This window comes from Bauldia sp., from assembly GCF_020442045.1.
Classification (GTDB): Bacteria; Pseudomonadota; Alphaproteobacteria; order Rhizobiales; family Kaistiaceae; genus Bauldia.
The window spans coordinates 14,390-41,199 of sequence record NZ_JAGRLA010000041.1 but is presented as its reverse complement, the minus strand read 5'-3'; the positions used below and the strand labels follow the sequence as shown (position 1 = coordinate 41,199).

Sequence of the window (26,810 nt, the reverse complement as noted above, 5' to 3'; positions counted from 1 at the left end):
CGGCCGACATAGCCGACAAAGACCGGCAAGTGGCCCGATCCGCCGCCGGTGACGATGCCGACCTTGCCGCTGACCGAACTGTCCGGCCTGACCACCACCTGCCGGCTCCCATCGCTGAAGCGGTAATTCTGGGGATGGGCCCGGCAAAGCCCCTCAAGCGTCTCGGACGCATAGGCATAGGGATCGTTCAGGAGCTTCTTCATCGGTTTCCTCCATCATTCTTCTTGTGCGCCCGGAAGCGGCGGTTACCGTTCCTTAGCATCGCCGCCGGCCGATGCCTATTGCCTCACGCCACTCCCCGATTGGCGCCGAGCACCCACTGTTCCTGATCGACCAGGGCGCCGGTCATCGGGCCGCCGGCCTCGCTGAGGAGGAAGACCGCGAGATTGGCGACATCGGCAGGGACGAGCAGTCGTCCGAACGGCATGGAACTCTCGGCTTCCGCGACCCAGCCCTCGCCGCGGCCGAGGGTTTCCGCCTGCATGACCCTCTCCCTCGGGGTCAGCGCCCAGCCGACATTGATGCCGTTGATCCGGATGCGGTCCCAGCGATGGGCATCGGCGGCGTTCCTGGTGAGCAGCGCAAGGGCCGCCTTGGTCGCCGAGTAGACCGTCAGGTCCGGCGTGCCGCCATGGGCGTTCATCGACAGGATGTTGACGATCGCCCCGCCCTCGCCGCGCTCGCGCATCGCCCTGACCGCATGCTGCATCAGGAAGAAAGGCGCCCGCGCATTGACGTCGAATTGCTCGGTCCAGAGACCGATATCGGCGTCCAGCAACGACGAGCGATCGGTCAGCGCCGCGACGTTGACCAGCCCGTCGATGCGGCCGAAGCGTGACAGGCATGCGGACACGAGCCTCTCCGGCGCGTCCGCGTCCCTGAGATCGGCGGCGAGGAATTGCGTCTCGACGCCAGTCTCCCCGAGTCGCCGGGCGACGCTCTCCCCCTGGTCGGCCTCGAGGCCAGTGAGCATGAGACCGGACGCGCCGCTATGCGCCGCGACATCGGCGATGGCTTCGCCGATCCCCTGCGTCGCTCCGGTGACCAGGACGACCTTGCCGTCGAGCCGTGCTTCCATGCCGCGCCTCCCCTTGTCGTCTGCTTGCCAGGCAACGGCACAGAGGCCCGCAGCCACCGCTCCCGCCGATGGCGAATGCCTCGCGGAAGGTGGAGGAGTCTTATGGAGGCGCGCCGGTCCGCACAAGGGCGTCCCCGCGACGGGCCCGGGCACACGCCGAATCGGGCCCGGAACGGCACCGGCCGGCAACGGGCGCTACACGTCCCGGACTGTCTCTGGACATTGAGTGAGTTATTGAGTTACTGAGATCGGCAAATGGAGGAAGCCGGTTGAATATCGTCGAGCGGACGGGCGCGCCCGTCTCCCTGTCGAGCCACCTCACCCGGCAGGTGCTGTCGCTGATCCTCGAGGAAGGACTCCAGCCCGGCGACCGGCTGCCGAGCGTCAAGGAGCTGGCCGAGCGCTTCTCGGTCGCGACCCCGACCATGCGCGAGGCGCTCCGCCTCTTGCAGATGGCGGGCAACCTCGACATCCGTCACGGCTCGGGGATCTACGTCACCCGCGCCGAGCCTCGGCTGATGGTGACCAACCCCTATACCGGGACGCTGGGAACGGGGACGATCCTCGACCTGCTGCAGGCGCGTCTCCTGATCGAGCCGGCGGTCGCCGAGCTCGCGGCGATCCACGCCACCGAGAAGCATATCGACGACCTGACCGACCTGCTCGCCGAAGCCGAGGCGCATCTTTCCGGCGGCGACAGCGAGGACGCGGTGCTCGGCATCGTCAACATGCGCTTCCACCGCGCGATCGCCGAGGGATCGGCCAACACCGTCCTCGCCGACGTCGTCTTCAGCCTGACCGAGGTACACATCAAGGAGCAGATGGCGGTGCTCGACCTCTACAACAACCGGCGCCGCGACCACGAGCAGCACAAGCTGATCCTCGACGCGCTCAAGGCGCATGACGCCGACGCCGCGCGCGCGATGATGCACGAGCATCTGACCGACGTGATCGAGGTCATCCAGGCGAAGCTGACAGCGGAGCGGACGAGGGGCGCATGAACCACGGCGACAAGGAATTCTCCGGCAAGGTGGCGATCGTCACCGGCGCCGCGATGGGCATCGGCCAGGCGGTCGCCGAGCTCCTCGCCGAGCGCGGGGCGAAAGTCGCGATCGTCGACCGCGACGAGGTTCCGGCGAAGGAGGTCGCCGACACGCTCTCGGCGCGCGGATTCGAGGTTCGGGCGATCGCCACCGACGTATCGTCCGGCGCTCAGGTCGCCGCCTGCATCGCCGAGGTGGTCGACGCCTGGGGGCGGATCGACATCGTCTCCAACAATGCCGGCATCCAGCGCTATGGAACGGTCGAGACGACCACCGAGAGCGAATGGGACGAGGTCATCGACATCAACCTGAAGAGCGTCTACCTCGTCTGCCACCACGCCATCCCGCATCTCAGGAAGACCCGCGGCGCGATCGTCAACATGGCGTCGGTGCAATCCTTCGCGACCCAGCGCGGCGTGGCCGCCTACACCACCGGCAAGCACGCGCTGATCGGCCTGACCCGGTCGATGGCGCTCGACTTCGCCGGCTAAGGCGTGCGGGTGAACGCGGTGGCGCCCGGCAGCGTCAACACGCCGATGCTGCGCTGGGCGATCTCGCTCGACGACGATCCGGAGGGGCTGACCGAGACGATCCGCAACATGCATCCGCTCGGCCGCATTGCCGAGCCAGTGGAGATTGCCGAGACGGTCGTCTTCCTCGCCTCGCCCAAAGCCTCGTTCGTCACCGGCTCGACGCTCGTCGCCGACGGCGGCCTGCTGCTGCCGATCAGCGGCGCACCCAAGGAGTGAAGAAGGGGCGATGAGGCTCCCTGCGATCCAGGAACTGCGAAAGGTCGTCGCAACGCCTTTGCCTCCCCCCTTGCGGGGGAGGCCGGATTTCCCCGATTTGACGTGCCAAATCGGCGTGGGAAATCCGGGAGAGGGGTATTCAGACGGCGCTGTCCCTTACCCCTCTCTGGCTGCGCCAACGGCCGGCTTCGCCGACCGAAGCTCCGCCTTCTCCCCCACAAGGGGGGAAAGGGCGTTCGCGGCAAAGATCGCTCACAAGGAAGTCCTGCAATGAAGATCACCGACATCAAGGCGACGACGGTCACCGTCCCGCTCGAGGCGCCGCTGCGCCATTCCAACGGCGCCCACTGGGGGCGCTTCGTCCGCACGCTCATCGAGATCGAGACCGACGAGGGACTGACCGGGGTCGGCGAGATGGGCGGCGGCGGGGAATCCGCCGAAAGGGCGATCGCCGGCCTGAAGCCCTATCTCCTCGGCCACGATCCGCTGCAGCTCGAGCAGCTTCGCTGGAAGATCATGAACCCGGTCGCCTCGCTCTACAACAACCGGATGCAGCTCCATGCGGCGATCGAGTTCGCCTGCATGGACGTCGCCGGCAAGTTCCTCAACATCCGCGCCTGCGACCTGATCGGCGGCGCGGTGCGCGAGGAGGTGCCCTTCGCCACCTATCTCTTCTATCGCTACCGCAGCAAGGACGGCTCGGCCGGCGGCGAGATCACGCCCGACGAGATGGTCGCCCATACCAGGGACCTGGTTGCCCGCCATGGCTTCAAGACCCACAAGCTGAAGGGTGGCGTCTTCCCGCCCGACCACGACATCGAGGTGATGCAGGCGCTGGGCGCCGCCTTCCCCGGCGACGGGCTCAGGCTCGACCCGAACAGCGCCTGGTCGGTCGAGGAGAGCATCCGGGTCGCCAAGGCGATCGGCAATCTCAACAACGAGTATCTCGAGGACCCGGCCTGGGGCCTTGAAGGCATGCGCCGGGTGCGCAACGCCATCGACATGCCGACCGCGACCAACACGGTGGTGGTCAATTTCGAACAACTCGCCGCCTGCATCCGCCTCGAGGCGGTCGACGTCATCCTGCTCGACACGACCTTCTGGGGCGGCCTGCGCCAGGCCTACAAGGCCGGCCAGGTGCTGGAGACCTTCCAGTGGGGGGCGAGCGTCCATTCCTCGGGCGAGCTCGGCGTCCAGCTTGCCACCATGCTGCACCTCGGCGCGGCGCTGCCCAACCTCGCCTTCGCCGCCGACGCCCACTACCACCACCTGACCGACGACGTGATCAAGGGCGGCAAGATGCCATACAGGGACGGCAGGATCGCCCTGCCGAAGGGCCCCGGCCTCGGGGTCGAGCTCGACCGCGACAAGGTCGCCGAATATGCCGAGCTCTATCGCGAGCTCGGTGGCTATGCCTACGACCGCGACCCGGCGCGGCCGGACTGGTATTCGATCGCGCCCGAGCAGCGCTACGCCGACCCCAAGGCCGGCGCCGTCATGCCGTGGTGAGGCGAGGCGTCGTGCTTCGCCTCACAGCCTGGCCGGAGGCTCAAGCGACGAAGAAATCCTCATGGCTCACGGCAAGGCCGGCGGGCAGCCTTGCGACCTCGACCGGAGCGATGCTGCCGGTGCCATCCTCGTCGTAATAGAGCCGGCCGGTCGCCGGATCGTAAAGGATGCGACTGCCGGCATCGACAGAGGCGCTGCCGAGGACGAATGCTCCAGAATCCAGCAGGCCGGTGTTGATCTCGGTGAAGGCCGCCCGCGACAACAGGATGGTGTCGTCGTCCGGATTGAAATCCTTGAGCTTGTCCTGGGTCGCGACCGTATCGAAGACGAAGGTGTCCTGGCCGTCTTCGCCCCAAAGCTTGTCCTTGTCCTTGCCGCCGATCAGCGTGTCGTTGCCGTCCTTGCCGTGGAGCTTGTCGTTGCCCTTCTTGCCGTAGAGGGTGTCGTCGCCGTCCTTGGCGATGAACTTGTCGTTGGCTTTCTTGCCGAGCATCAGGTCATCGGAATTGGTACCCCTGACCTTGCCGCCGTCCTTGTCGCCCTTGATGACGTCCGGCTTCGAGGTGTCGAACTGCAACCTGTCGACGACGATATAGTCGCCGGCAAAGACCACGTAGGCGATCGGCTTCTTGCTCGTCACCTGAATGATATTGTGGCCCCAATCGTCGACCGCCACGCTTTTGATCGACGCGCCGGTGATCAGCTTCTGGTTCTCGTCATAGGCGACGAGCGCGTTCGGGGCGCCGTCGTAGCCAGTGACCAGCGCACTGACGGTATAGGCTGCCCCGAGGCCGAAGAGGATGAAGCCGTGGTCGTCATAGGCGCCGATATAGGCATTCCCGTCCGGCACATCGCCGGCGTTGAGAATATCGTCGGTGTCATTGAACCAATCGTCAGCCGTTCCCTGACTGAAATCGCCGGTCCACACACCTCCGTTTTCCCTGTTTGGAATCGGCCCCAGCAGCTTCAGGCCGGATGCGAAAGTGTATTCGTCCAGATATCCCGGCTGGTGCCAGAAATCATTGTCTTCGTGTTCGTAGTTCGGTGAATTCGGAGTCGTCGTGACTCCCTCGAAGCTCTCGATCTTGACGACCATGGTCGTCCCTCCCGGCCTGCGTCGCCTGCAAAGCCACGCCGGCCGAGGCTTCATGTGATACCGTCGCTCACCTGGAGCGTATTTGCAATCCCAGGATGTACAGCCCGGCTCGGCCGATCAGCGCCAGGGCGCTCAAAGCGACGACAGGTCGATCTCGGTGATGTGCCAGCGGCCGAGATTGGCCGTGTACATCTTCGCGCCCTTCAGCGCGACGTTGGTCGGATGGGCGATGGTGGTGGCGTGCGGGTCCTCGATCAGGACCTCCAGCGGGCCGCCATCGCGCCAGCGGTAGATGCGGCTCGGCTCGTAGCAGGAGATGAAGAGCGAACCATCCGGGGCGAAGGCGAGGCCGTCGGGAACGTTGCGCACATCCGAGACAACGCGCTCCAGCGCCCCGGCGGAACCGTCAGTGGCGATCGGCACCCTGCTGACCGCCGGGGCGAAGCTCTCGACGACATAGAGCGCGTCGCCGCCCGGCGCCATCGCCATGCCGTTGGCGAAGCGGGTCGGCCCCTCATGCCAGACGCCGCCCTCGCCCGAGCCAAGATCGTAGCGGTAGATGCCGATGCCGGGGTCGCCGGCGCTGTCGGAGACGTAGAGGCAGCCGCGCGCCGCGTCGACGACCGGATAGTTCGGTACCTTGATGCCGGCGTCGGCGAAACGCTCCATCCTGCCGGTCGCCGCCTCGTAGCGGAAGATCGCGGAATGCCTCAGGTCGCAGGCATAGCAGTTGCCGGCGCTGTCGAAGGCGATGCCGAGCAGGAAACCGCCCGTCGTCCCCATCCGCTCGACCGCCGTGCCCCCGGCGTCGATGCGGAGAAGCTCCCCGACCTCGTTGCCGCACCAGATCGAGCCGTCGGCATGGACGGCGACGCCCTCGGGATGGGCGACCCGCGGGTCCGAGAAGATGCCGTCGAAGAAGACCCGGGCGGCGGTGATGTCGAGGAGCGGCTTCATCCGGCTTTCCTTTCAGTTTCAACGCCGTCGGCGAGGAAGGCGACGAGCTCGCGATCGAGCGCGATGACCTCGTCGAGCAGCCCGCCGCGCTGGCGCGAGCCGACGAATTCGAGCCTGCGGAGACCCAGCGGATCGATCCGCTCGCGAAGCACCTCCAGAATTTCCGGCCCGGGCGGCGGAACCTCGCAGCAATCGGCCGCGAAGACGGCCGGGAAGCCGGTCGCCCCGGCCACCTGGTCGCGGGTGACGCCGGGGAACATCTCGGTGACGACAAGCTCGCGGCTTACCTCGTCAAGCTCGAAGACGCAGAGGTCGGTGATGAGCTTGACCGCGCCGGGGCGATAGCCCCGCGCCTCGCGCTCCTCGGGAGTCAGATAGGCGCGGCCGCAGCTCGCGATATCGACCGCCGCGACCAGCGACAGCGGCGCGTGGCGGGTAACGTAGATGACGTAGTTGCCGTGCATGTTGGCGACGTCGGCCATGCCGCCCTGGCCGGGCAGGCGGATCGTGCCGCCGTCCTTCCTGGCTATGGCGATGTTGTTGACCCGGGCGCGGGCATCGACCTGGGCGGCGGCGATGATCTCGTGGGTCACGGCGCCGCCCTGGTAGTAGGCCGAATAGGTGTCGTCGCCGCCGGCATGGGCCGCCGCCGTCTCGGCGTCGAAGGGCTCGATCAGGCTGAGGCTCAGCGGGCTCGGCGTGATGTCGAGATGGCCGCAGGTCATGGTCGCGACGAACATGTCCGGGGCGTGGGTCGCCTTGGCGAGGCGGTAGGCGACATTGGCGAGCGGCGAGACGGCACCGGCGCTGGCGAAGCTGTCATTGTCGAGCTCGGCGGCGATACGGATCGCCATCGCCTCGTCGGTGGTGGCCGCCGGGTTGCCTCGGTTGATGACCGTCGGGAAGCGCCGGCCGGCGGCGCCGGCGGCGGGCAGATGCGCGGCCGTGCGCAGGGTCGGCGGGACGCCGGCCGCCGGCAGGCGCAGCGTCTCCGCCAGCGGCGCGCCGGAGGCGAAGGCGGCATTCAGCGCCGCATAGTCGGTGACGTAGCGGGGCAGGCAGGAGGCCGGCCAGGCGCCGCCCTCGACCCTGGCGATCGCGGTGACGCGGTTGCGGGTCAGCACCATATGGCGGTCGTCCCGCGCGATCTCGCCGGCCGGCACGATCTCCTCGACAGTGACCAGCACCTTGCGGGCCGCCGCGGCCATCGGCCAGTCGAGCGCGCGGGCGCCGACGATCGCGACATTGCCGAGCGCGTCGGCACGGGGGGCATGGAGGACGACCGTATCGAGGCGGAGCGGCGGCACGACGCCGACCGCCTCGCCGCTCGCGGGATCGTCGACCGTCGCCGCGCCCGGCATGCGGGCCATCATGTCGGAGCCTTCGGGCAACTGGAACGGCAGCGACGGCAGGTTCTGCTCGGCGGCGCGGAGCGCCTGGATCATGCCGAGCGCCGTCCAGTCGCTGACCGGCACCGCGCCGGCCTCGGCAACGGCGCGGAAGCGCGGCGGCAGGCCGAAGATGTCGAGGCTGGAAAAGCAGAGATCGATGCTCGCGACCGCCTCCGCCTCGAGCAGCATCTCGAGCGGCAGGCCGCCCGCCCAGGAGACGTAGCGAAGGCCGCCGACGCCGCGGGCGGCGACGGCATTGAGGAGGGCGACCGGCAGGCGGGCGAAATGGTGGCCGCCGACACCGAAGACATCGCCGTCGGCGACCATCGCGGCGAGGCCGGCGAGATCGGTGAATATCGGCCGGTTGGGCTTCACCAGGCTTTGGTGAAGGGCCGCGTCCATCAGAGCGGTTCCACCGCGATGCGGTAGCGGGTGACGAAGGGCTCGCCGGCGCTGAAGGCAAGCGCCGTCGGGGTGCCGGAGGCGGCGATCGGATTGTCGGCGCGCGCGGTCGCGGGGCCGAGGCCGAAGGGCGAGCAGACCGGCTCGATGCCGATGGCGAGGTGGCGGCCGCTCCATGGCGCCATCTTGCGGCCCTGGTTGCTGTACCAGAGGAGGAGGCTCGGAAAATGCTCCGGCTGCCAGGTGAGCCGCATGCGATAGCCTTCCGTCTCGCTGGCGAGCGCCGCGGTGCCGTCGACGCCGTTGAGCTGGAGGAGCTCCTCGGCGTCGTTGGCGAGCGGCAGGCGGCTCGCGTCGACGACGGTGCCGAAGCGGCCGGGAACCGCGGCGAGGTCGTCGAAGCGCGCGTCGATGGCGAAGAGCGGCGCCTCGGGCTCGACCGTCGACGGGTAGGTCAGGCCGTGATCGAAGCGGCCGGGTTCGAGCCGCGCTCCGCCGAGCACCAGCGGCAGGCGGAAGGTCGGGTGGAGGCCGATCGGCAGCCGGCAATCCTCGCGCACCTCGATGCGGAAGGTGATGTCGACGGCCGGCGAGTCCGGATCCGGGGTGATCGTCCGTTCGACCCGGGCGACCTTGCTGGTTTCGGGATAGGCGACGGAAAGCTTCAGCGTCCCGGCCTCCGCCTCCTGCCAGTCCCAGTCGACGTTGGACGAATGGCCATGGAGCTCCTCGTCCGGCTCGGCGGGCCGCATGGCGGCCGCCCAGGCCGGCGTGAAGCCGTCCGGCGGCACGGAATAGCCGAACGGAACGCAAGGCCATTCGCCGCGCAGACGCCGGAGGATGCCGGGCAGCTCCTCCGTTCCCGGCTCGCCGGCCCATGGCGCGACCTGCATCGGGCTGACCTGGCGGCCATCGGGAAGCAGGAAGGTGACGGGCGCGAGCATCGCGCCGAGCCGCTGGACGGTCAGGCAGCCATGCGCCCAGCCGAGGCCTCGATAAGGGGCGTCATTCATCGGGTCGGCCATCGTCATCCCCCTCTTCGGATTCAGCCTCGCTTCCCGCGCTCGCGGGCGGCGCTCTTCTCGGCGAATTCACGGACACGGTCCCTGGCGAAACCGGTGCGGAACAGCGAGCAGACCGCATCGCGCTCGCGGTCGAGGCCGGTGGCGAGATCGCTCTCCGTCGCAACACGCACCAGCGCCTTCAGCGCACGGATCGAATCCGGCGAGGCCGTGGCGATCTCGCCGGCGAGCGCCAGCGCCCGCGGCATCAGCTCGCCCGGCTCGGTGACGAGGGTGACGAGGCCGTATTGCTCGAAGGCCGCGGCCGGCAGCATGGCACCGGTCATCAGCAGGTAGGCGGCGCGATTGGCGCCGAGCTTGCGGACGCCACGCTGGGTGCCGCCGCCGCCCGGCACGAGGCCGAGCTTGACCTCGGGCAGGCCCATCTTCGCCGCACTGGAGGCGACAACCAGGTCGCAGCACAGAACCAGCTCGAAACCGCCGCCGAGGGCGTAGCCGTTGACCGCGGCGATGACCGGCTTGGGGTTGTCCTCGATCGCCGCATACATCGCGCCGCCGCGCTTCTGGAAGGCGTCGAAGGCGTCGTCCGCCTCGCCGGCATATTCCTTGATGTCGGCGCCGGCCATGAAGCCCCTGCCCTCGCCGGTGACGACGATGACGTTGACGCCGGGATCACGGCCGAGCGCGAGGAAGGTGTCGGTGATCTCGCCCTGCATCGGCGTGTTGATGGCGTTGAGCTGGTCGGGACGGCGGAAGGTGACCACCGCCACCGCGCCGTGGCGTTCGACCGAAAGCGTCGCGGGCGCAGACATGGCCACGTCAGGTCTCGATGGTCATGTCGCCGGACGAGACGAGGTCTTCGATCGCCGCCTCGGGAACGCCAAATTCGGCCAGGATCTCGCGTCCGTGCTCGCCGATCATCGGCGCCGGGCGCTCGATCACCGGCTGGGTCTCGCTCATCCGGATCGCCGGGGCGACAACCTTGACCGTGCCGCCCTTGGGATGCTGGTAGGTGGTGATCATCTTCATATGGGTGACCTGCGGGTCCTCGGCCGCCTTGCGGATATCCTTGACCTCGGCGCACCAGATATCGGCGGCGAGCATCCGCTCGAGCAGCTCTTCCGTGCCGTATTTGCGGGTCTCGGCATCGACCTTCTCCCAGACCTCGTCGCGCTTGTCGTAAAGCGTGGTCAGGTCGTCATAGACCGCCAGCTCCGGCGCCTCGAGCGTCTCGTAGAGCGTCTTGAAGGGACTCATGGCGATCGAGACATAGCCGCCATCCTTCGTCCGGTAGATGCCGAAGGGCGCCTGCATGCCGGGATGGCCGATGCCGGAATTGGGACGTTCGAGATCCTCGCCGAGATTGAGGACGGCGACATATTCCTGGGCGAGGTGGGCGAGCATGCCGGCGAGCAGGTTGACCTCGATCTTCTGGCCCTTGCCGGTCTTCTCCCGCCAGTAGAGCGCGCCGAGGATGCCATAGACCATGTTCATCGCGCCGATCTGGTCGGCGAGGCCGGCGCCGGCCGGCACCGGCGCCTGGTCGCCGCGACCGGTATTGGAGATGAGGCCGGCGAGCCCCTGGATCAGCATGTCCTGGCCGGGGCGGTCGACATAGGGGCCGTCCTCGCCATAGCCGGAGCCCGAGCAATAGATGATGCGCGGGTTGGCGGCCTTGAAGTCCTCGTAGCCGTAACCAAGGCGATCGAGGACGCCGGGGCGGAAATTCTGGACGACGACGTCGGCCTTCTTCGCCATCTCCATGATCAGGTCATGGACCCTGGGGCTCTTGAGATTGAGGGCGATCGACCGCTTGTTGCGGTTCCAGGCGAGGAAATTCGGGCTTTCCGAACCGCCCACCCATTTGGCGAAGAAGGTCATCGAGCGGAACATGTCGCCGGAGCCGGCCCGCTCGATCTTGATGATGTCGGCGCCCATGTCGCCGAGAAGCTGGGTGGCGAAGGGACCCTGCAGCAGGTGGCTGAAATCGAGAACGGTGACGCCCTCGAGCGCACGCTGGATCGTCGGCATGTCGTTCATCACGCCCTCCCTCAGACGAGATCCGGCACATAGCGCGGCGCGGCGGTCAGCCCGCCGTCGACGCGAAGATCAATGCCCGTGGTGAAGCCCGCCGCATCGCTGGCGAGGTAGATCGCCGCCTCGGCGATTTCGCGCGGCTCGCCGATGCGGCCAATCGGATGCATCTTCACCCAGGCGCGCGCGACGTGGTCGCCAAGATCGGCGATCACCTTCTCGTTCATCGGCGTGTTGATCGTGCCGGGCGAGATCGAATTGACGCGGATGTTCCGCGGCCCGAACTCGACCGCCATCTGGCGGGTCATCGACATCACCGCGCCCTTGGCGCCGGCATAGGCGGTCCAGCCGTCGAGGCCGACATGGCCCTGGGCCGAGGCCATGTTGATGATCGCGCCGCCACCCTGCTCGATCATCTGCGGCAACGCATATTTGCAGCCACGGAAGACGCTGGTGAGGTTGACGGTCATCAGCCGGGTCCACTGCTCGTCGGTCATGTCGTGGATCGGGAAGCCGCCAATCGCTATCGCGGCGTTGTTGACGAGGATGTCGAGGCGGCCGCCCTTGTCGATCGCGGTCTCGATCAGGTTCCTGATGTCCCCGTCCTCGGCGACATCGCAGTGGACGAAGTCCGCCTTCAGCCCCTCGTCGCGCAGCGACCTGGCGAAAGCCTCGCCCTTCTTGTCCGAGATGTCGCCGATGAAAACGTGGGCGCCCTCATGCGCCATGCCGTTGGCGATGGCGTTTCCGATACCATCGGCGCCACCGGTGATGACCGCGACCTTGCCCTGCAAACGATCCATTGATCCGCCTCCTACCCTGCGCGGCGGCGCTTCATCTCGTCGAAGGCCACCGCGATGATGATGATGATGCCGGTGATGACGAGCTGCCATTCGGTCGGCAGGTCGAGCATCCCGAGCCCGTTGGACATGAATGCCAGGATCAGCACGCCGAGCGCCATGCCGAGCAGCGAGCCGACGCCGCCGGAGAGGCTGACGCCGCCGAGCACGACCGCCGCGACCACCTGGAACTCGAAGCCGATGCCGGCGAGATGGACCGCCGAGCCGAGCCGCGAGGCGAGCAGGATGCCCGAGATCGTCGCCATCACGCTCGAGATGATGAAGCAGGTGAACTTGACCCGCTTGACCGGGAAGCCGGCGAGCCGGGCGACCTCGGCATTGCCACCGACGGCATAGACCTTTCGCCCGAAGGGGCGATGGCTCATCACATACATGAAGCCGAGCAGCAGGATGAGGGCGATCAGCGCCGGATAGGGCACGACGCCGAGGAAGCGCTCGTTGCCGATCACGAAGAAGCTCTCGAGATAGGCGTCGTCGGGTATCGCCGTCTTGCCGGTATAGAGATAGACGCCACCGCGCAGGATGAAGAGCATGCCGAGGGTGACGATCAGCGAGTTGATCCCGACATAGGCCGAGAGATAGCCGTTGATCACGCCGACGATCAGGCCGAGCAGAAGCGCGGCGGCAAGGCCGAGCCACAGGTTGCCGGTGGCGTTCATGACCTCGATCAGCGGGATGGCGACCGCCGCCTGCAGCGAACCGACCGAGATATCGACCTCACCCGACATGAAGACGATGGCGACGCCGATGCCGGCGATCATCACCAGCGACCCCTGGCCGAGGACGTTGGTCAGGTTGCGGACAGTGAAGAAATAGTCCGAGGTGAAGGAGAAGAAGGCGATCAGCGCGAAGATCGACAGGACGAGCGCGATCTCCTGACGCCGGCCAAGGGTGGCGAAGGTGTCGGTGACCTGCGAACCGGAGCGCGCGGCGATGCTAGACGATTGCGGCATTGAGGATCTTCTCCTGTGTCGCCTCGTCGCGCGAGAAGGAGCCGGTGATCCGCCCCTCGCCCATGACCATGACGCGATCGCTGAGCCCGAGCAGCTCCGGCATTTCCGAGGTCATCATCACGATGGCATGGCCGTCGGCGGCAAGCTGGTCGATCAGCGCGAAGATTTCCTGCTTGGCGCCGACGTCGATGCCGCGGGTCGGCTCGTCGACGACGATGACGCTGAGCCCCCTCAGGAGCCAGCGGGCGAGCAGCACCTTCTGCTGGTTGCCGCCGGAGAGATTCTTGATCTCCTGGAAAAGGCTCGGCGTGCGAATCCGGAAGCGGTCGACATAGCCCTGCGCCGCCTCGCGCTCGGCGGTCTCGTCGATGAAGCCGCCACGGGCGAAGCTGCCGAGGGCGGCGAGGCTGAGATTGTAGACCACCGGCAGGTCGAGCATCAGGCCCTCGCCCTTGCGGTCCTCGGTGAGGAGGCCGATGCCGAGCGAGACGGCGGTGCGGGTGTCGTGGGGATGGAGCGGCCTGCCGCCGATCTCGATCGTCCCCTTGTCGATCGGATCGAAGCCGACGATCGCCTTGGCGAGCTCGGTACGGCCGGCGCCCATCAGGCCGAAGAAGCCGAGCACCTCGCCGGCATAGACATCGAAGGTGACGTCCCGGAGCTTTTCGGTCGCCACGCCCTTCACCGACAGCGCGACCTTGCCGGAGGCCTGGCCGCGGCTGCGCGGAAAGAGGTCGTCGATCTGGCGGCCGATCATGTCCTGGATCAGCGTGTCGTGGGTGTGCTCGCCGATCGGCCTGGTCGAGATGTGGCGGCCGTCGCGAAGCACCGTGACCGTGTCGGCGATCTCGAAGACCTCGTCGAGCTTGTGGCTGACATAGATGACGGCGATGCCGAGGGCGGTGAGCCGCCGGATGACGGTGAAGAGCAGCGCCACCTCGGCCGGGGTCAGCGACGAGGTCGGCTCATCCATGACGACGATGCGGGCTTCATGGGCAAGCGCGCGGGCGATCTCGACCATCTGCTGCTGGCTGATCGGCAGCGCACCGGTGCGGGCATTGGTGTCGACGTCGAAGCCGATGCGCTCGAAGAGCGCCCTGGCATCCTGCCTGATCTTCTTCCAGTTGATCGAGCCGGATCGGCCGGTCGGGTATTGCTCGAGGAAGATATTCTCGGCGACGGTGAATTCGGAGATCAGCGCGATCTCCTGGAAGACCACCTTGATGCCCTGGCGCAGGGCGTCGCCGGGGCTGGCGATCGAGGTCTCGCGGCCGGCGATGCGGATGGTGCCGGTATCCTTGCCATAGACGCCGGCGAGGATCTTGATCAGCGTCGACTTGCCGGCGCCATTCTCGCCCATCAGGGCATGGACCTTGCCGGCCTCGAGGCTGAGATCGACATTGTCGAGCGCGATGACGCCGGGAAAATGCTTGCCGATGCCGGTCATTTCCAGCGGCAGCGGGGCGGCGGTTTCGGCAACGGCGGCGGTCGCGGCTTCAGCGGGCATCGGCGCGCCTCCGCAGGATGTCGAGATAGATCGCGGCGATCAGGACGACGCCCGGCACGATCATCTGCAGGTCCTGGTTCCATTGCAGGACGATGATGCCGTCGTCGATGACCTTGAGGACGAAGACGCCGAGCAGCGTGCCGATCAGCGTGCCGCGGCCGCCCGACAGGCTGGTGCCGCCGAGGATCACGGCGGCGATGACGGTGAGCTCGAAGCCGCGGCCGGCGGTCGGCTGGCCGGCATTCATCAGCGAGCCGAGGATCAGCCCGGCGACGCCGACCAGCGCGCCGGTCAGGACGAAGGCGAAGAGCTTGAGCCAGGTGGTGCGGAGACCGGAGAGCCGGGCGGTCTTCTCGTTGGCGCCGACCGCGAAGAGGTAGCGGCCGAGGGTCGTATGCCTCAGCACGACATAGGAAGCGATGAAGATCACCGCGGCGACGATGACCGGGATCGGCACCGGGCCGACATAGCCGGCGCCGATATCGACGAAGGACGGCAGGTGGTGATGGTTCTGGATCGCCTCGCGGCTGTAGAGGAAGACGCCGCCCTGGAGGATCATCATCGTGCCGATGGTGGCGATCAGCGAATTGACCTTGAGGCGGGTGACGATGAGGCCGTTGACCAGGCCGACCAGGGCGCCGAAGGCGATGCCGGCGAGCGCGCCGAGAAAGACGCTGTCGGTGACGTTGATGACGTCCATGGCGACGACGCCGACGAAGGCGAGCGAGGCGCCGACCGAGAGGTCGACCTCCGCCGTGATCAGCAGCATCGTCATGCCGCAGGCGACGATCAGCACCATCGCCACCTGACGCAGGATCGCGATGATGTTGGCGCTCGAATAGAATTGCGGGACGGCCAGCGAGATGCCGACGCAGATGACGACCAGCGCCGCAACCAGGACGATCTGGTTGTTGCCGACCAGGGCGCCGACAAGGCTTGCCGACTTCGGAGGGGCCGAGACTTCGCTCACCATCGATGCTTCGCCATCTTCCGGACTTCACCCGGAGCCACGACGGGGCCCCGGGCGGTGTTGCTCCTCGCGGACGCTACTTCAGGTCGGCCGCGGTCTTGGTGCACTTCGCCGGCGGAACGAGCGCGTTGACCGCGTCCCATTTGATCGACCGGGTGGTGCCGTCATAGTCGTAATACTTGGACCACTCGTCGCCGATCATCGGCGCGGTCGGGCTGACGATGTGCGGCGGCACTTCCTCATTGTTGAAGACCTTAACCGCGGCGTCGATGGCGGTGTAGCCGTTCTTTTCCGGGAACATCGCGGCCTCGATGCGGTAGGACGGCTCGTTCTCCATCGCGTTGATGAAGGCGAGGCCCTCGCCGCCGGTGCCGACGACGAGCAGGCCGTCCTGCGACTTGCCGGCCGCCTTCCAGGCCTGGAGACCGCCCAGCGACGACGAGTCGTTGATGCCGTAGATGATGTTGATGTCATCGTTCTGGGCAAGCGCGGCGGTCGAGACCTCGAGCGCACGGTCGGGGTTGCCGCCGCCATCGAGGTCATGGACCATCACCGCGTCCGGGATCTCGGTCTGGATGCCGTCCATGAAGCCCTGCGAGCGCAGCACGGTGGCCGAGAGCAGCGGCAGGCCGACATTCATCACCTTGGCGACGCCGCCGAGATTCTCCTTGGCGTATTTGCCGGCCGCGACGCCGGCGTCGTAGCCGGTGTCATAGTCGCAGATCGCGACCATGGTGGTCATGCCCTTGACCGGGTTGCCTTCCAGCACCACCGGCATGCCGGCGGCCTTGGCGCGACGCAGCAGCGGCACGACGCCTTCCTCGTTGACCGGGGTCAGGATGAGAACGTCGACGCCCTGGGCGATGAAGTCCTCGGCGGCCGAAACCTGCTTGGCGACGTCGAGATTGGCATCCTTGACCTCGACCGTGGCGCCGATCTCGGCGGCGTGGTCCTTCATGCCCTTGATGACATTCTGGTACCACTCATGCGTCGCGTAGTTGACGACGTAGCCGATGCGCTTCGGCGTGTCCTGGGCGCTGGCCGGCACGGCCGAGACCGCGACCAGCGCGGTACCGGCCGCCAGCATTGCGAAGAGTATTTTCTGCATGGTCTTCCTCCCTGTTGTCTCGCGCCTGCGAGGGGGGTTGAAAGGGCGGCCGCTCTCAAGGTCCATCGGCGGATCCGCCGGTGTTGTCGGGAGCGCCGAGGGCGCGCGAGATTTCGATCGCCGCGGCCTGCGCCAGCCTGAGGACCGTCTGGCGGTCGAAGCGCGCATGGGTCTGCGGCAGATAGGGTACGGTGAGCGCCGCCACGGTCCGGCCGGTATGGTCGCGGACGGGCAGCGCGATATTGGTGCAGCCTTCGACGGCGAGCGAGGCGCGCATCTCGTAGCCCTGCCCGTCGATCGCGGCGAGGCGCTCGCCGAGGTCGGCGCCGCCGGCCCGCGGATCGACCGCCAGCAGCCGCTCGATCAACTGGTCGCGGTCGGGCTGCGGGCGGCTGGCGAGAAGCACCGCCCCGGACGAGGTCTCAAGCACCGGGAACTGCGAACCGAGGGCGACCGAATAGCGCATCGGCAGGGGCGATTCGACCTGGACGACGATCAGCACCTGCAGGCCGTTGAGCACGACCAGGTGGCAGCTCTGGTCCGAATCCTGGGCGAGCCCGCGCATCACCGGCAGCGCCGCGTCGACCAGGCGGTTGACCGGCGGATGCTTGTGGGCGAGCTCGAAGAGCTTCAGCGAGAGGCGATAGCGGTCCGACTTCGGGGCGCGGACCAGATAGCCGCGCTTCTCGAGGAGCTGGATGATCCGGTAGAGCTCGTGGATCGACCGGCCGAGGCCGAGCGAAATCTCGGTCTGGGTGACGCCGTCCGGGCGGTCGGCCATGAATTCGAGGATGTCGAGCGCCTTCTCCGCCGCCGGCGCCTTGTAGACGGGGCGCGCGGGGCCCTTCCGCGCCGCTGCCGGCCCGCCCTCCTCAAGGGACAGGATGCGGGCGTCGTCGTTCATGCCGGGCTCCCGTCGAGAGCGCCGCTGGTCGCGGCATGGCGGGCGTTCAGCCAGTCGGCGAGTTCGCCCGCCGGTATCTCGCCCCTGATCGCCGCCACCGCCTTGTGGGTGCACTCGCGAAAGAAGGGCAGGAAGCCCGGACGGGTCGGGCGCAGGTAGGACCCCTGAAGGGTGGCGAGCGTATCGGCGAAGAAGTTCCGGGTCGCCCGGTTGACCTCCGGGTCGGTCCAGGCGGCGAGCGAGCCGGGCTGGCCGCCGGCGGTGACGTATTCGCCGCGCTGGAATTCGGGGCCGCAGAGATGGAGCGCGTAGCGGATCGCCTCGTCCTGGTGCCGGCACAGGCTGCTGACCCCGATGCCGGCGCCGCCGAGCAGCGCGCCGTGCGGCGGGGCCGCCGGAATATCGGCGAAGAGCAGATACGGCTCTTCGGTCCGCGACGCGTAGTTCACATAGCCGAAGGCGAAGGGCACATAGACCACGTCGTCGTTGTGGATCATGTGCTCGAAGCAGCGGATCGGATTCCACGACCAGGAGTCGGGATGCGACAGGGCGGCGAGGTCGCGAAGGCGATCGACCACCTCGGCGACCGCGCCGGGAGCGAGAAACACGTCCGGCGACGCGCCGATGCGATGGCCGGCGGATTCGGCGCCTGTGATGATCAGGCACATGGCGTCGGTCGGAACCAGCGGCAGGCCGAGCCACTGTCCCTTCGCCGTCAGGCGCCGCCCCAGCGCCAGGACCTCCTCGTGTGACCTCGGCACCCGATCGCCGTAATCCGTCAGAAGATCCGGACGATAGGCGGCGACCTGCGCCGCGGCGTCGATCGGCAGCGCCCATTGCCGTCCTTCGGCCTGGTAGGACTGCCACGACCGGCCGACGGAATCGGCCTCGAAGGCGCGCCGCGTCCCGGCATCGAGCCAGGGATCGAAGGGGACCAGCAGCCCGTCGCGGGCAATCTCGCCGATGAAGGGGTGATCGAAAACGACGAGGTCGTGGGTCTTCACCACGTCCTCGATGCGGCCTTCGCCGAATTCGTAGAGGCTGCGTCGATCCCACTCGATCGTCAGGTCGGGATGCGCGGCGGTGTAGGCGGGAATGCTCGCGTCGAGAGGACCCCAGCAACGACGGTGGTCCCAAGCCAGTCCCTTGAGCGCAACCCCCATGCACATCCCCCCTCAAGACGTCTTCGCGTCCGGTCTTGCGCCGGTGTGTCATCAGGCTATGAGGGCATTTTCACATATGCAAGTAATTTTTTTACTTGCTGATCGCGCGACTTAGCAGGCGCGGCCCACGGACGCGTCGCCGCGATGGTCCGCCGCGGCTGGTTGTCAGGCGCCCGGCAGGATCGTCGGGACGATGGCGGCGACGGCCTCGCCGAGCATGCGTTGTCCGTCACGATCGAGATGGATGCCGTCGACGGGGCTCGACGTGACCACCGTACCGGCGTCGAGGAAGGCAACGTCGCGCTCCTTCGCGACCCGGGCCATTTCGCTGCCGAGTTTCAGCGACTTTTCCGTACCGCCCTCGAACATGCCGGCGAGCCATGTGAGCCTGGCGAGCGGCGCCGGCGAGATGAGCAGGACGGCCGGCGCCCGGCCGTGAGGCGGACAGACCAGGCTGCTTGCCTTGTCGATCAGGAGTCCGGCGCCGTCGGCGATATCGCCGGCCGACATCGACAGGCGATATTTCAGGTCGTTGGTGCCGAGCTTGATGATCAGCAGATCGATCGGCGCGTGACTCTCGAGGATGACCGGCAGGTGCTTCAGGCCGTTCTTGTGGACGCCTTCGATCGGATCGTCGAGGCAGGTCGTGCGCCCGTTGAGGCCCTCCTCGATCACCGTATGGCCCGCGCCGAGCTTGTCGCGCAGCACGCCCGGCCAGCGCTCGGCCGGGGAGAAGCGTTCGGGCAGCATGCGCTCCGGCAGCGGGACCGCGCCCCACGTGTTCGAATCCCCGTAGCAGACGATTGTGGCCATCGGCGTTCCCCTCCTTCGCGTTGCAAGCCGCTTGGCAAAACGCCGATCGCGGATTATCAATGCAGAGAACTTAACTGGTCTGACCAATTACAAACAAGGTCAGCCTACCTGGGAGGAAGATACTATGCGCTTGCACGCTGTCCGCATGATTTTGTCCGGCGCCGCCCTGGCGCTGACCACGGCGATCGCCCCGGCACAGGATTTCCACGGCTTCACGCCGACCGGATTCTCCGGCGAGATGCTCTCCGCCGACGCGCTCGGCGCGATGGTGGTCGACGCCATCAAGCAGAGCCCGCCGAAGAACGGCGACAAATACGTGATCGCCTTCGCCAACCTCGACCGTGGCATCTCCTTCTGCTCGAAGGTCGAGAAGGGCATCCTCGAGAACGCCGAGGCGGCCGGGATCGAGGTCGTCGTCGCCGACAACAACCTCGACGGCGCCACCGCGCTGACCAACGCGGAGAGCTTCATCAACCGCGACGTCGATTTCGTCATCGAGTTCCAGACCGACGCCAATTTCGGCGCGACGATCATGCAGAAGATGGCGGATGCCGGGATCAAGGTCATCGCCATCGACATCCCGATGCCGGGCGCGACCTTCTTCGGCGCCAACAACCCGAAATCGGGTTACATGGGCGGCGTCTATCTGGGCCAGGCGGCGATCGCCAAGTTCGGCGCCGACAAGGTCAGGGAAGGCTACTTCATCCTCGGCGACCTGCCGCAGTCCGGCGCGGTTCCGGCGATGCGGACCGGCGGCCAGCTTGCCGGCTTCCTCGCCACCGTCGAAGGCTTCCCCGAAGACCACGTCATCACCATCGACACCAAGAACACACTCGAGGAAAGCTTCGCGCAGACCAACAACGTGCTCGGCCGGATTCCCGAGGGCGTGCCGATCATGACCACGGCGATCAACGACCAGGCCACCACCGGCACGATCCGCGCCGTGAAGCAGGCGGGCCGCGAAGACGACCTGATCGCGGTCGGCATGGGCGCCGACGAACTCGCCACGATGATGGCCGAGCCCAGCTTCGTCGCTTCGGTCGGCTACTTCCCCGAGCGCTACGGCAACTTCCTGATCCCGATGGCGCTGTCGGAGCTCGCCGGGAATGCATTGCCGCCGACGGTGCTGATGACCCATGTCATGGTCGACAAGGGCAACGTCTGCGAATTCTACCCCGACTTCGATTGCGTCGAGGGCGCGGGCATGACGATCGACTTCCCGCAGGCGGCCTTCGAGAAGCACCTGGAAGAGATTCGCCAGTCGCCCGAGATGGCCGATGCGCTGGAGCTGATCCCGACCGAATAGGCCCGGACCCGGAACGGAGGGCCGGCCGGTCCGGCCCTCCCTCGCGACCATGCATATCCCGGCGTCGTCGCAGCTTATGCGCGGCACCCTGCTCTCCCGGAGGAGGAGAGGATACGGAGCCTTACCGGCGAAGCCGGCCCCAGGCGGAGTTGGCGGGGGATTGTGGGAGAGACCAGAATGAGGTACCGGGTCGACAGCGCCTCGATTGGTGGCTTCCATAATCCCTCACCAAGCTCGACCGGGCTTCGCTTCGCGAAACAGGTCTCGCTATCCTCACCCCCTCCGGGAGAGGAGGGCGCTCCCGTTTCCTGGTATTGATTCATGGCTGACCAAACACCCGGAACCACCCCGCCGCGCCTCGAGATGCGCGGCATCGGCAAGTCGTTCGGCGGCGTCGCCGTGCTCTCCGACGTCGAGCTGGCCGTCGCGCCCGGCGAGGTGATGGCGCTGCTCGGCTCCAACGGCGCCGGCAAGTCGACGCTGGTCAAGATCCTGACCGGCGTCTACACCCGCGACGCCGGCACCGTGAAGGTCGACGGCGAGCCGGTGGTGTTCGCCGACCCGCGCGCCGCGGTCGCCGCGGGCGTGCGGCTGCTGCCCCAGGAAATCTCGGTGATGGGCGACATGACGGTCGCCGAGAATATCTCCCTCGCCGATCTGCCGACCAGGGCCGGACCGGGATTCCCTATGGTCGACGACCGGGCGATGAACAAGCAGTCGCGCGCGCTTCTCGACCAGCTCGGCTTCGCATCGATCGACGTCAACGCGCTGGTCAAGCGGCTGTCGGTCGCCGAGCAGCGGATCGTCGAGATCGCCCGGGCGCTGGCCGGACAGGCGCGTGTCCTGGTCATGGACGAACCGACCGCGGCCCTGACCGAGCAGGAAGCGAAGCTGATCTTCCGCATCATACAAAGCCTCAAGGAGCAGCAGGTCGCGGTGATCTACATCTCGCATTACCTCAACGAGGTCTTCGAGATATCCGATCGCATCGCGGTGCTGCGCGACGGACGCAATGCCGGGCTCTTCACCACCGCCGCCGCCTCTCGCGGCGAGGTGCTGGCCGCCATGCTCGGCCGGGTCGCCGACGACCTCTACGATTTCGCCGGTGGCGGCAACGCCGGCGAGGAGGTGCTGACGACGAGCGGGCTCAGCGTGCCGGGCAAGCTCGACACTATCGACATGGCCGTGCGCTCCGGCGAGATCGTCGGCGTCTTCGGGCTGATCGGCTCGGGCATCGAGACGCTCGGCCGCGCGGTCTATGGTGCTCTCGGGCCGGCGACCAGGGGGACCATCCTGATGACCGGCACCGCCTACCGGCCGGAATCGGCGGGCAGGGGCAAGGCGCGCGGCATCGGCTTCGTCGCCGCCGACCGCAAGCAGGAGGGCATCATCGGCGACCTGACGGTGCGCGAGAACATGGTCGCCCCCTTCCAGGACCGCTACGTCCAGGGCCTGTTCGTCTCGCGCAGCGCCGAGACCGAGCAGGCGAAGCGCTGGATCGACCTGCTCGGCATCCGCACCCGGGGCCCGGAGCAGACCATGCGGACGCTGTCGGGCGGCAACCAGCAGAAGGTCTGCGTGTCGCGCTGGCTGGTCGACAGCGTCAAGCTGTTGATCCTCGAGGAGCCGACCCGCGGCGTCGACGTCGGCGCACGGCGCGAGATCTACATGGAACTCAGGGCGCTCGCCGACCGCGGCCTCGCCGTCCTCGTCCTCTCGTCGGACGTCGAGGAGGTGGCCGGCATCTCCGACCGCTCGCTGGTGCTCGACCGGGGCCGGATCGTCGGCCGCTTCGACAAGGGCGCGCTGCCGGCGGAGCTGATGGCCGCCACCACCAACGATCCCGCCTTCAACGCCGCATGAACGGACGCTCGCCATGACCACCACCACCGATCGCCCCGCCGCAAGCCCCGCCTCGTCGCGCGGTCCGTTCCTGACCTTCCTCGGCCGCCCGTCCTCCGGCGTGGTGATGCTGCTCGTCTTCTACCTGCTCCTCCTCCTCGTCTTCTCGCTGATCTCGCCCTTCTTCATGACCGTGCGCAACATGATGGCGATCGGCTCCAACATCGCCTTCATCGGCCTGATGGCGGCGGCCGGCACGCCGCTGATCATCGCCGGCGGGCTCGACCTGTCGGTCGCGGCGATCGCCGGCCTGGTCGGCGTCCTGATCGCGGTGCTGCACGGGGACTATGGCTGGAACATCTGGCTCGCGGCGGTCGCCGCGATCGCGCTCGGCGCCTTCGTCGGCGCGGTCAACGGGCTGTTCACGACGCGGCTCCGGCTCAACCCGCTGATCGTCACGCTCGGCATGATGAGCATCGTCTCGGGGGCGGCGCTGATCCTCACCGGCGGCCTGACCAAGCCGCTGATGGTCCCCGGCTTCAACTGGATCGGCCAGGGGCGGATCGCCGATATCCCGTTTCCGCCGATCCTGATGATCGTCGTCTTCATCGCCCTGTCGATCCTGCTCCGCCGCACCCGCTTCGGCCGCTTCGTCTACGCGGTGGGCGGAAACCCGGAAGCGAGCCGGCTGATCGGCCTGCCGGTCGAGCGGGTGCAGATGGCGCTCTACATCCTCTCCGGCATCTCCGGGGCGGTGGCCGGGCTGATGCTCGCCGCGATGCTCGGCGCCGCCGCCCCGGCCGCGGCCTCGCCACACCTCCTCACCGTCATCGCCGCGATCATCCTCGGCGGCACCAGCCTCTATGGCGGCCGCGGCAGCGTCTGGGGGACGCTGCTCGCGGTGCTGATCCTCGGGACGCTCAATAACGGCCTCACCCTCAACAACGTGTCGAGCTTCTGGCAGGACGTGACCAAGGGCGTGGTGCTGATGCTCGCGGTCAGCCTCGACCAGATCCGCACGCGAGCCCTGGGGGAATGACGATGGGCCGGGCCGTGGCGATGACACCATCTTGCGTCCTTCGAGGCTCGCCGCCTTGCAGCGAGCACCTCAGGATGGCGAGGTCGGGCGACGCCCGGAATGCGTCGGCCAACGCCGAACACTTCCCGAGCCATCCCGAGGCGCGAGGGCAAAGCCCGCGCCTCGAAGGACGCACCAAGCGGGCCGTATCGAGGCCGGTGCCATGACCGACGCACTCGCCGCCATTTCACCCGTCGAGCGGAACTCCGTCGCCGACCAGGTCGCCAAGAAGATCCTCGACCTGGTGCGGACCGGGAACCTCAAGCCCGGCGACCAGCTGCCGCCGGAGCGCGACCTCGCCCAGATGCTCCAGGTCAGCCGGCCGAGCCTGCGCGAGGCATTGCGCGGCCTGCAGATCCTCGGGGTGGTCAAGTCGCGGCAGGGCGGCGGCGCCTTCATCTCGTCGCTGGACGCGGCCGACCTGCTGGCGCCGCTGCAATTCCTGATCACGCTCAATACCGAGAACGCCCCCGCCCTCTACGAATCCCGCACCCTGGTCGACGGCGGCATCGCCCGGATGGCGGCGGAGAGGCTCTCGGCGGCGGACCTGGCGCGGCTCCGGTCGATGGTCGAGCTTCAGGCCGATCTCGTGAACGATCCGCTCGGCTTCCGGGTCTCGGACCTGGAATTCCATCAGACCATCATGGAATCGACCGGCAATCCGTTTCTGGTTCGCGTTTCCCATTCGCTCTATGTGCTCGGCATGGAATATCGCCGCGCCGCGTCGGAGACGCCCGGCGTGCTGCGGCGGTCGCTGGCCGATCACGAGGAGCTCGTCGCCGCCTTCGCCGCCCGCGACGCCGACGCCGCGGAGAAGGCGATGATCCGGCATCTGCGGAATGTCCATCTCACCACGCTCGACGCGATGGGAGGCCGGGAATGAGCGACAAGGCGCGGATCGGCGTCATCGGCGCGGGATGGTGGGCGGTGGTCAACCACATCCCGCTGCTCCAGACCAACCCCGACTGCGAGGTCGTCGCCGTCAACCGGCTGGGCGCGCCGGAGCTCGCCGCGGTGCAGACGCAGTTCGGCATCGCGCAGGGATTCGAGGATTACCGGGAGATGCTCGACACGGTCGAGATGGACGGTGTCGTGATCTCCTCGCCGCATATCCTGCATTTCGAGCATGCCATGGCGGCGCTCGAAAAGGGGTGCCACATCCTCGTCGAGAAGCCGCTGACCACCAAAGCCGCAGAGGCCCGGACGCTGGTCGCCGCGGCGAAGGAAGCGGGACGCGAGATCGTCGTCCCCTATGGCTGGAACTTCAAGCCGATGGCGGCCGAAGCGGCGCGGCTGGTCGCCGGGGTCGGCAGGGTCGAGCACATCATCCTGCAGATGGCCAACGCGCTCGACGACCTCTTCGCCGGCCAGCCGATGCTCGAAACCGAGGGCGCGATGTTCCGGCCGCCGCCCTCGACCTGGGCCGACCCGAAGCGGGCCGGCGGCTTCGGCTGGGGACAGCTCGTCCATGCGCTGGGGCTCCTGTTCCGCGTCGTCGACCTCGAGCCGAGGGAGGTCTTCGCCATCACCGGCCAGTCGCCGGCCGACGTCGACTATTACGACGCCGCGGCCGTCCGCTTCGCCGGTGGCGCGACGGGATCGCTCTCCGGCGCCGCGACGCTGCCCAAGGGCCGGCCGGTGCAGATCGATCTCCGCATCTTCGGCAGCGGGGGCATGCTCGTCCTCGACATCGAACGCGAGCGGCTGGAGCTGCGCCGCCGCGACGGCAACGACGAGGTGATTGCCCTGTCGCCGGGCGACGGCGCCTATTCCTGCGAGGAGCCGCTCGCCGTGCTGGTCGATCTGTGCCTCGGAAGACCGACGGACAATGGCGCGCCGGGACTGGTCGGACTACGGGCCATCGAGGTGCTCGACGCGATGTATCGCTCGGCGGCGAGCGGCCGGATGGAAGCGGTGTGAGCAAGGATCTGCGCAACGGCGGCATCGACCGCCTGACCGTCGAGGACATCCTCGCGCCGGGCTTCTCGACGCCATGGGATGCGCCGACGATCCCGCCCTTCCCCTTCAGCTTCCGGAACGTCGAGGTGTTGTCGCTCGCGTGGCGGACGACGGAGGCGGCGGTCGCGCGCCTGCTGCCGCCACCGCTCGAGGCGACCAGCGACGTGGCCGTCGCCCATATCTACCGGATGAACGACACCGAATGGACAGGCCCCTACGGCGAGTCGAACGTCTCGGTCGGCTGCCGGCTGCCCGGCACCGGCATTGCCGGCTCCTATTCGCCCTATCTGTTCCTTTCCTCGGATGTCGGCGTCGCCCATGGCCGCGAGGTCCATGGCCAGCCGAAGAAGCTCGGCGAGCCGAGGATCGAACACCGCGGCGACCTCGTCGTCGGCACCGTGTCGCGGAACGGCATCGACGTGATCACCGGCACCATGGCCTACAAGCAGCGCCGCGACAGCCTCGACAGCCTCAGCCGCCATTTCGACTTCGCCGAGAACATCAACCTCAAGGCGGTCGACCATATCGACGGCCGACCGGCAATCCGCCAGCTCACCGCGCGGCGCCTCGCCGACGTCGCCGTCCACGAATGCTGGAGCGGAACGTCGACCGTCGAGCTCCGGCCGAACGCCCAGGCGCCGGTGCACCGGCTGCCGGTCGTCGACATGCTCGACAGCTTCCACTGGCGGGGTGACTTCACCCTGGTCGAGGGACGCATCATTCACGACTATCTGGGAGAGACGGGATGAGCCAATATGCCTGGGTGCTCGAAGTCCGGCCGGGCTACGAAGAGGAATACAAGAAGCGGCATGACGAAATCTGGCCGGAAATGCTGGAGGCGCTGACGGCGGCCGGAATCCGCAACTACTCGATCTTCCGGCACGGCCTGACGCTCTTCGGCTATTTCGAGACCGACGACCTCGACGCGACGATCGCCAGGCTCCGCGACGATCCGGTCAACGCCAGGTGGAGCGAATGGATGGCGCCGGTGATGAAGATCGAGGTCGACGAGCAGCGCGGCTTCCCCTTCCTGCTGCCGCTGCAGTGGCACATGGACTGACCCGCG

25 protein-coding genes and 1 pseudogene are annotated in these 26,810 nt (G+C 67.6%); 10 read left to right on the top strand and 16 right to left on the bottom strand.

Annotated features, from left to right (window positions below; genetic code table 11):
- A partial coding sequence (locus KDJ86_RS04890) for a dihydroxyacetone kinase subunit DhaK (protein WP_291743587.1) occupies positions 1-203 on the bottom strand: 203 nt, incomplete at its 3' end.
- 83 nt (positions 204-286) lie between these two features.
- Positions 287-1,078 (bottom strand): SDR family oxidoreductase, encoded by a 792-nt coding sequence (locus KDJ86_RS04885; protein ID WP_291743585.1) that lies wholly within the window; start codon positions 1,076-1,078, stop codon positions 287-289.
- Positions 1,079-1,347: 269 nt separating this feature from the next.
- Here KDJ86_RS04885 and KDJ86_RS04880 point away from each other — a divergent pair, with 269 nt between their 5' ends.
- From KDJ86_RS04880 to KDJ86_RS04870, 3 genes and pseudogenes are all read left to right on the top strand, one after another.
- Positions 1,348-2,079 (top strand): FadR/GntR family transcriptional regulator, encoded by a 732-nt coding sequence (locus KDJ86_RS04880; protein WP_291743583.1) that lies wholly within the window; start codon positions 1,348-1,350, stop codon positions 2,077-2,079.
- Positions 2,076-2,870: pseudogene (locus KDJ86_RS04875) on the top strand (SDR family NAD(P)-dependent oxidoreductase). The gene KDJ86_RS04880 and the pseudogene KDJ86_RS04875 overlap by 4 nt, the downstream one beginning before the upstream one ends.
- Positions 2,871-3,140: 270 nt before the next feature.
- The gene (locus KDJ86_RS04870; RefSeq protein WP_291743582.1) at positions 3,141-4,379 is read left to right on the top strand and encodes an enolase C-terminal domain-like protein; all 1,239 of its coding nucleotides are present in this window, start codon (positions 3,141-3,143) and stop codon (positions 4,377-4,379) included.
- 40 nt (positions 4,380-4,419) lie between these two features.
- Here KDJ86_RS04870 and KDJ86_RS04865 read toward each other — a convergent pair whose 3' ends face one another.
- The 14 genes from KDJ86_RS04865 to KDJ86_RS04800 all read right to left on the bottom strand — a co-directional run bounded on the left by KDJ86_RS04865 (position 4,420) and on the right by KDJ86_RS04800 (position 19,559).
- Positions 4,420-5,475 carry a calcium-binding protein gene (locus tag KDJ86_RS04865; protein ID WP_291743580.1) on the bottom strand — a complete coding sequence of 352 codons (1,056 nt, stop codon included), beginning with the start codon at positions 5,473-5,475 and terminating at the stop codon, positions 4,420-4,422.
- A gap of 132 nt (positions 5,476-5,607) precedes the next feature.
- Positions 5,608-6,432: an SMP-30/gluconolactonase/LRE family protein gene (locus KDJ86_RS04860; protein ID WP_291743578.1), complete on the bottom strand. Its 825-nt coding sequence runs from the start codon at positions 6,430-6,432 to the stop codon at positions 5,608-5,610.
- Positions 6,429-8,225 carry a CoA-transferase gene (locus KDJ86_RS04855; protein ID WP_291743577.1) on the bottom strand — a complete coding sequence of 599 codons (1,797 nt, stop codon included), beginning with the start codon at positions 8,223-8,225 and terminating at the stop codon, positions 6,429-6,431. Before KDJ86_RS04855 ends, KDJ86_RS04860 begins: the two co-directional genes overlap by 4 nt.
- A complete protein-coding gene (locus KDJ86_RS04850) occupies positions 8,225-9,256 on the bottom strand; it encodes an aldose epimerase family protein (protein ID WP_291743576.1) in 1,032 nt (343 codons plus the stop codon). The genes KDJ86_RS04855 and KDJ86_RS04850 overlap by 1 nt, the downstream gene beginning before the upstream one ends.
- A 14-nt stretch (positions 9,257-9,270) precedes the next feature.
- Positions 9,271-10,059 carry an enoyl-CoA hydratase/isomerase family protein gene (locus KDJ86_RS04845; RefSeq protein ID WP_291743588.1) on the bottom strand — a complete coding sequence of 263 codons (789 nt, stop codon included), beginning with the start codon at positions 10,057-10,059 and terminating at the stop codon, positions 9,271-9,273.
- Between the two features lie 7 nt (positions 10,060-10,066).
- Positions 10,067-11,287, bottom strand: coding sequence for a CaiB/BaiF CoA transferase family protein (locus KDJ86_RS04840; protein WP_291743575.1), 1,221 nt, complete (start codon positions 11,285-11,287; stop codon positions 10,067-10,069).
- A gap of 11 nt (positions 11,288-11,298) precedes the next feature.
- Entirely contained in the window at positions 11,299-12,084 is a 786-nt protein-coding gene (locus KDJ86_RS04835) for an SDR family NAD(P)-dependent oxidoreductase (protein WP_291743574.1), read from the bottom strand.
- 11 nt (positions 12,085-12,095) lie between these two features.
- Entirely contained in the window at positions 12,096-13,094 is a 999-nt protein-coding gene (locus KDJ86_RS04830; RefSeq protein ID WP_291743572.1) for an ABC transporter permease, read from the bottom strand.
- Positions 13,078-14,601, bottom strand: coding sequence for a sugar ABC transporter ATP-binding protein (locus KDJ86_RS04825; RefSeq protein ID WP_291743570.1), 1,524 nt, complete (start codon positions 14,599-14,601; stop codon positions 13,078-13,080). Before KDJ86_RS04825 ends, KDJ86_RS04830 begins: the two co-directional genes overlap by 17 nt.
- Positions 14,591-15,571 (bottom strand): ABC transporter permease, encoded by a 981-nt coding sequence (locus KDJ86_RS04820; RefSeq protein ID WP_521085257.1) that lies wholly within the window; start codon positions 15,569-15,571, stop codon positions 14,591-14,593. The genes KDJ86_RS04825 and KDJ86_RS04820 overlap by 11 nt, the downstream gene beginning before the upstream one ends.
- Positions 15,572-15,647: 76 nt before the next feature.
- Positions 15,648-16,679 (bottom strand): sugar ABC transporter substrate-binding protein, encoded by a 1,032-nt coding sequence (locus KDJ86_RS04815; RefSeq protein ID WP_291743567.1) that lies wholly within the window; start codon positions 16,677-16,679, stop codon positions 15,648-15,650.
- 55 nt (positions 16,680-16,734) lie between these two features.
- On the bottom strand, positions 16,735-17,583 hold the full coding sequence (locus tag KDJ86_RS04810; RefSeq protein WP_291743566.1) for an IclR family transcriptional regulator: 849 nt from the start codon (positions 17,581-17,583) through the stop codon (positions 16,735-16,737).
- Positions 17,580-18,746, bottom strand: coding sequence for an ABC transporter substrate-binding protein (locus KDJ86_RS04805; RefSeq protein WP_291743565.1), 1,167 nt, complete (start codon positions 18,744-18,746; stop codon positions 17,580-17,582). Before KDJ86_RS04805 ends, KDJ86_RS04810 begins: the two co-directional genes overlap by 4 nt.
- 165 nt (positions 18,747-18,911) lie before the next feature.
- Positions 18,912-19,559 carry an SGNH/GDSL hydrolase family protein gene (locus tag KDJ86_RS04800; RefSeq protein WP_291743564.1) on the bottom strand — a complete coding sequence of 216 codons (648 nt, stop codon included), beginning with the start codon at positions 19,557-19,559 and terminating at the stop codon, positions 18,912-18,914.
- Between the two features lie 124 nt (positions 19,560-19,683).
- Here KDJ86_RS04800 and KDJ86_RS04795 point away from each other — a divergent pair, with 124 nt between their 5' ends.
- The 7 genes from KDJ86_RS04795 (at position 19,684) to KDJ86_RS04765 (ending at position 26,804) form a co-directional block, all read left to right on the top strand.
- Positions 19,684-20,865 (top strand): sugar ABC transporter substrate-binding protein, encoded by a 1,182-nt coding sequence (locus KDJ86_RS04795; protein ID WP_291743563.1) that lies wholly within the window; start codon positions 19,684-19,686, stop codon positions 20,863-20,865.
- A gap of 321 nt (positions 20,866-21,186) precedes the next feature.
- On the top strand, positions 21,187-22,728 hold the full coding sequence (locus KDJ86_RS04790) for a sugar ABC transporter ATP-binding protein (protein WP_291743562.1): 1,542 nt from the start codon (positions 21,187-21,189) through the stop codon (positions 22,726-22,728).
- A 13-nt stretch (positions 22,729-22,741) separates the two neighbouring features.
- Positions 22,742-23,746 (top strand): ABC transporter permease, encoded by a 1,005-nt coding sequence (locus tag KDJ86_RS04785; protein WP_291743561.1) that lies wholly within the window; start codon positions 22,742-22,744, stop codon positions 23,744-23,746.
- A gap of 202 nt (positions 23,747-23,948) precedes the next feature.
- Positions 23,949-24,668 (top strand): FadR/GntR family transcriptional regulator, encoded by a 720-nt coding sequence (locus KDJ86_RS04780; protein WP_291743559.1) that lies wholly within the window; start codon positions 23,949-23,951, stop codon positions 24,666-24,668.
- Complete coding sequence (locus KDJ86_RS04775; protein WP_291743557.1) at positions 24,665-25,705, top strand: Gfo/Idh/MocA family protein; 1,041 nt, start codon at positions 24,665-24,667, stop codon at positions 25,703-25,705. Before KDJ86_RS04780 ends, KDJ86_RS04775 begins: the two co-directional genes overlap by 4 nt.
- Entirely contained in the window at positions 25,702-26,493 is a 792-nt protein-coding gene (locus tag KDJ86_RS04770; protein ID WP_291743556.1) for an acetoacetate decarboxylase family protein, read from the top strand. The genes KDJ86_RS04775 and KDJ86_RS04770 overlap by 4 nt, the downstream gene beginning before the upstream one ends.
- Positions 26,490-26,804 (top strand): L-rhamnose mutarotase, encoded by a 315-nt coding sequence (locus KDJ86_RS04765; RefSeq protein ID WP_291743554.1) that lies wholly within the window; start codon positions 26,490-26,492, stop codon positions 26,802-26,804. Before KDJ86_RS04770 ends, KDJ86_RS04765 begins: the two co-directional genes overlap by 4 nt.
- Positions 26,805-26,810 lie beyond the last annotated feature (6 nt).

Excerpts from the sequence above, each read along its gene's own strand:
- KDJ86_RS04885 (WP_291743585.1), bottom strand. The coding sequence starts at position 1,078 with ATGGAAGCACGGCTCGACGGCAAGGTCGTCCTGGTCACCGGAGCGACG.
- KDJ86_RS04870 (WP_291743582.1), top strand. The coding sequence starts at position 3,141 with ATGAAGATCACCGACATCAAGGCGACGACGGTCACCGTCCCGCTCGAG.
- KDJ86_RS04865 (WP_291743580.1), bottom strand. The coding sequence starts at position 5,475 with ATGGTCGTCAAGATCGAGAGCTTCGAGGGAGTCACGACGACTCCGAAT.
- KDJ86_RS04860 (WP_291743578.1), bottom strand. The coding sequence starts at position 6,432 with ATGAAGCCGCTCCTCGACATCACCGCCGCCCGGGTCTTCTTCGACGGC.
- KDJ86_RS04855 (WP_291743577.1), bottom strand. The coding sequence starts at position 8,225 with ATGGACGCGGCCCTTCACCAAAGCCTGGTGAAGCCCAACCGGCCGATA.
- KDJ86_RS04850 (WP_291743576.1), bottom strand. The coding sequence starts at position 9,256 with ATGACGATGGCCGACCCGATGAATGACGCCCCTTATCGAGGCCTCGGC.
- KDJ86_RS04845 (WP_291743588.1), bottom strand. The coding sequence starts at position 10,059 with ATGTCTGCGCCCGCGACGCTTTCGGTCGAACGCCACGGCGCGGTGGCG.
- KDJ86_RS04840 (WP_291743575.1), bottom strand. The coding sequence starts at position 11,287 with ATGAACGACATGCCGACGATCCAGCGTGCGCTCGAGGGCGTCACCGTT.
- KDJ86_RS04835 (WP_291743574.1), bottom strand. The coding sequence starts at position 12,084 with ATGGATCGTTTGCAGGGCAAGGTCGCGGTCATCACCGGTGGCGCCGAT.
- KDJ86_RS04830 (WP_291743572.1), bottom strand. The coding sequence starts at position 13,094 with ATGCCGCAATCGTCTAGCATCGCCGCGCGCTCCGGTTCGCAGGTCACC.
- KDJ86_RS04825 (WP_291743570.1), bottom strand. The coding sequence starts at position 14,601 with ATGCCCGCTGAAGCCGCGACCGCCGCCGTTGCCGAAACCGCCGCCCCG.
- KDJ86_RS04815 (WP_291743567.1), bottom strand. The coding sequence starts at position 16,679 with ATGCAGAAAATACTCTTCGCAATGCTGGCGGCCGGTACCGCGCTGGTC.
- KDJ86_RS04810 (WP_291743566.1), bottom strand. The coding sequence starts at position 17,583 with ATGAACGACGACGCCCGCATCCTGTCCCTTGAGGAGGGCGGGCCGGCA.
- KDJ86_RS04805 (WP_291743565.1), bottom strand. The coding sequence starts at position 18,746 with ATGGGGGTTGCGCTCAAGGGACTGGCTTGGGACCACCGTCGTTGCTGG.
- KDJ86_RS04800 (WP_291743564.1), bottom strand. The coding sequence starts at position 19,559 with ATGGCCACAATCGTCTGCTACGGGGATTCGAACACGTGGGGCGCGGTC.
- KDJ86_RS04795 (WP_291743563.1), top strand. The coding sequence starts at position 19,684 with ATGCGCTTGCACGCTGTCCGCATGATTTTGTCCGGCGCCGCCCTGGCG.
- KDJ86_RS04790 (WP_291743562.1), top strand. The coding sequence starts at position 21,187 with ATGGCTGACCAAACACCCGGAACCACCCCGCCGCGCCTCGAGATGCGC.
- KDJ86_RS04785 (WP_291743561.1), top strand. The coding sequence starts at position 22,742 with ATGACCACCACCACCGATCGCCCCGCCGCAAGCCCCGCCTCGTCGCGC.
- KDJ86_RS04780 (WP_291743559.1), top strand. The coding sequence starts at position 23,949 with ATGACCGACGCACTCGCCGCCATTTCACCCGTCGAGCGGAACTCCGTC.
- KDJ86_RS04775 (WP_291743557.1), top strand. The coding sequence starts at position 24,665 with ATGAGCGACAAGGCGCGGATCGGCGTCATCGGCGCGGGATGGTGGGCG.
- KDJ86_RS04765 (WP_291743554.1), top strand. The coding sequence starts at position 26,490 with ATGAGCCAATATGCCTGGGTGCTCGAAGTCCGGCCGGGCTACGAAGAG.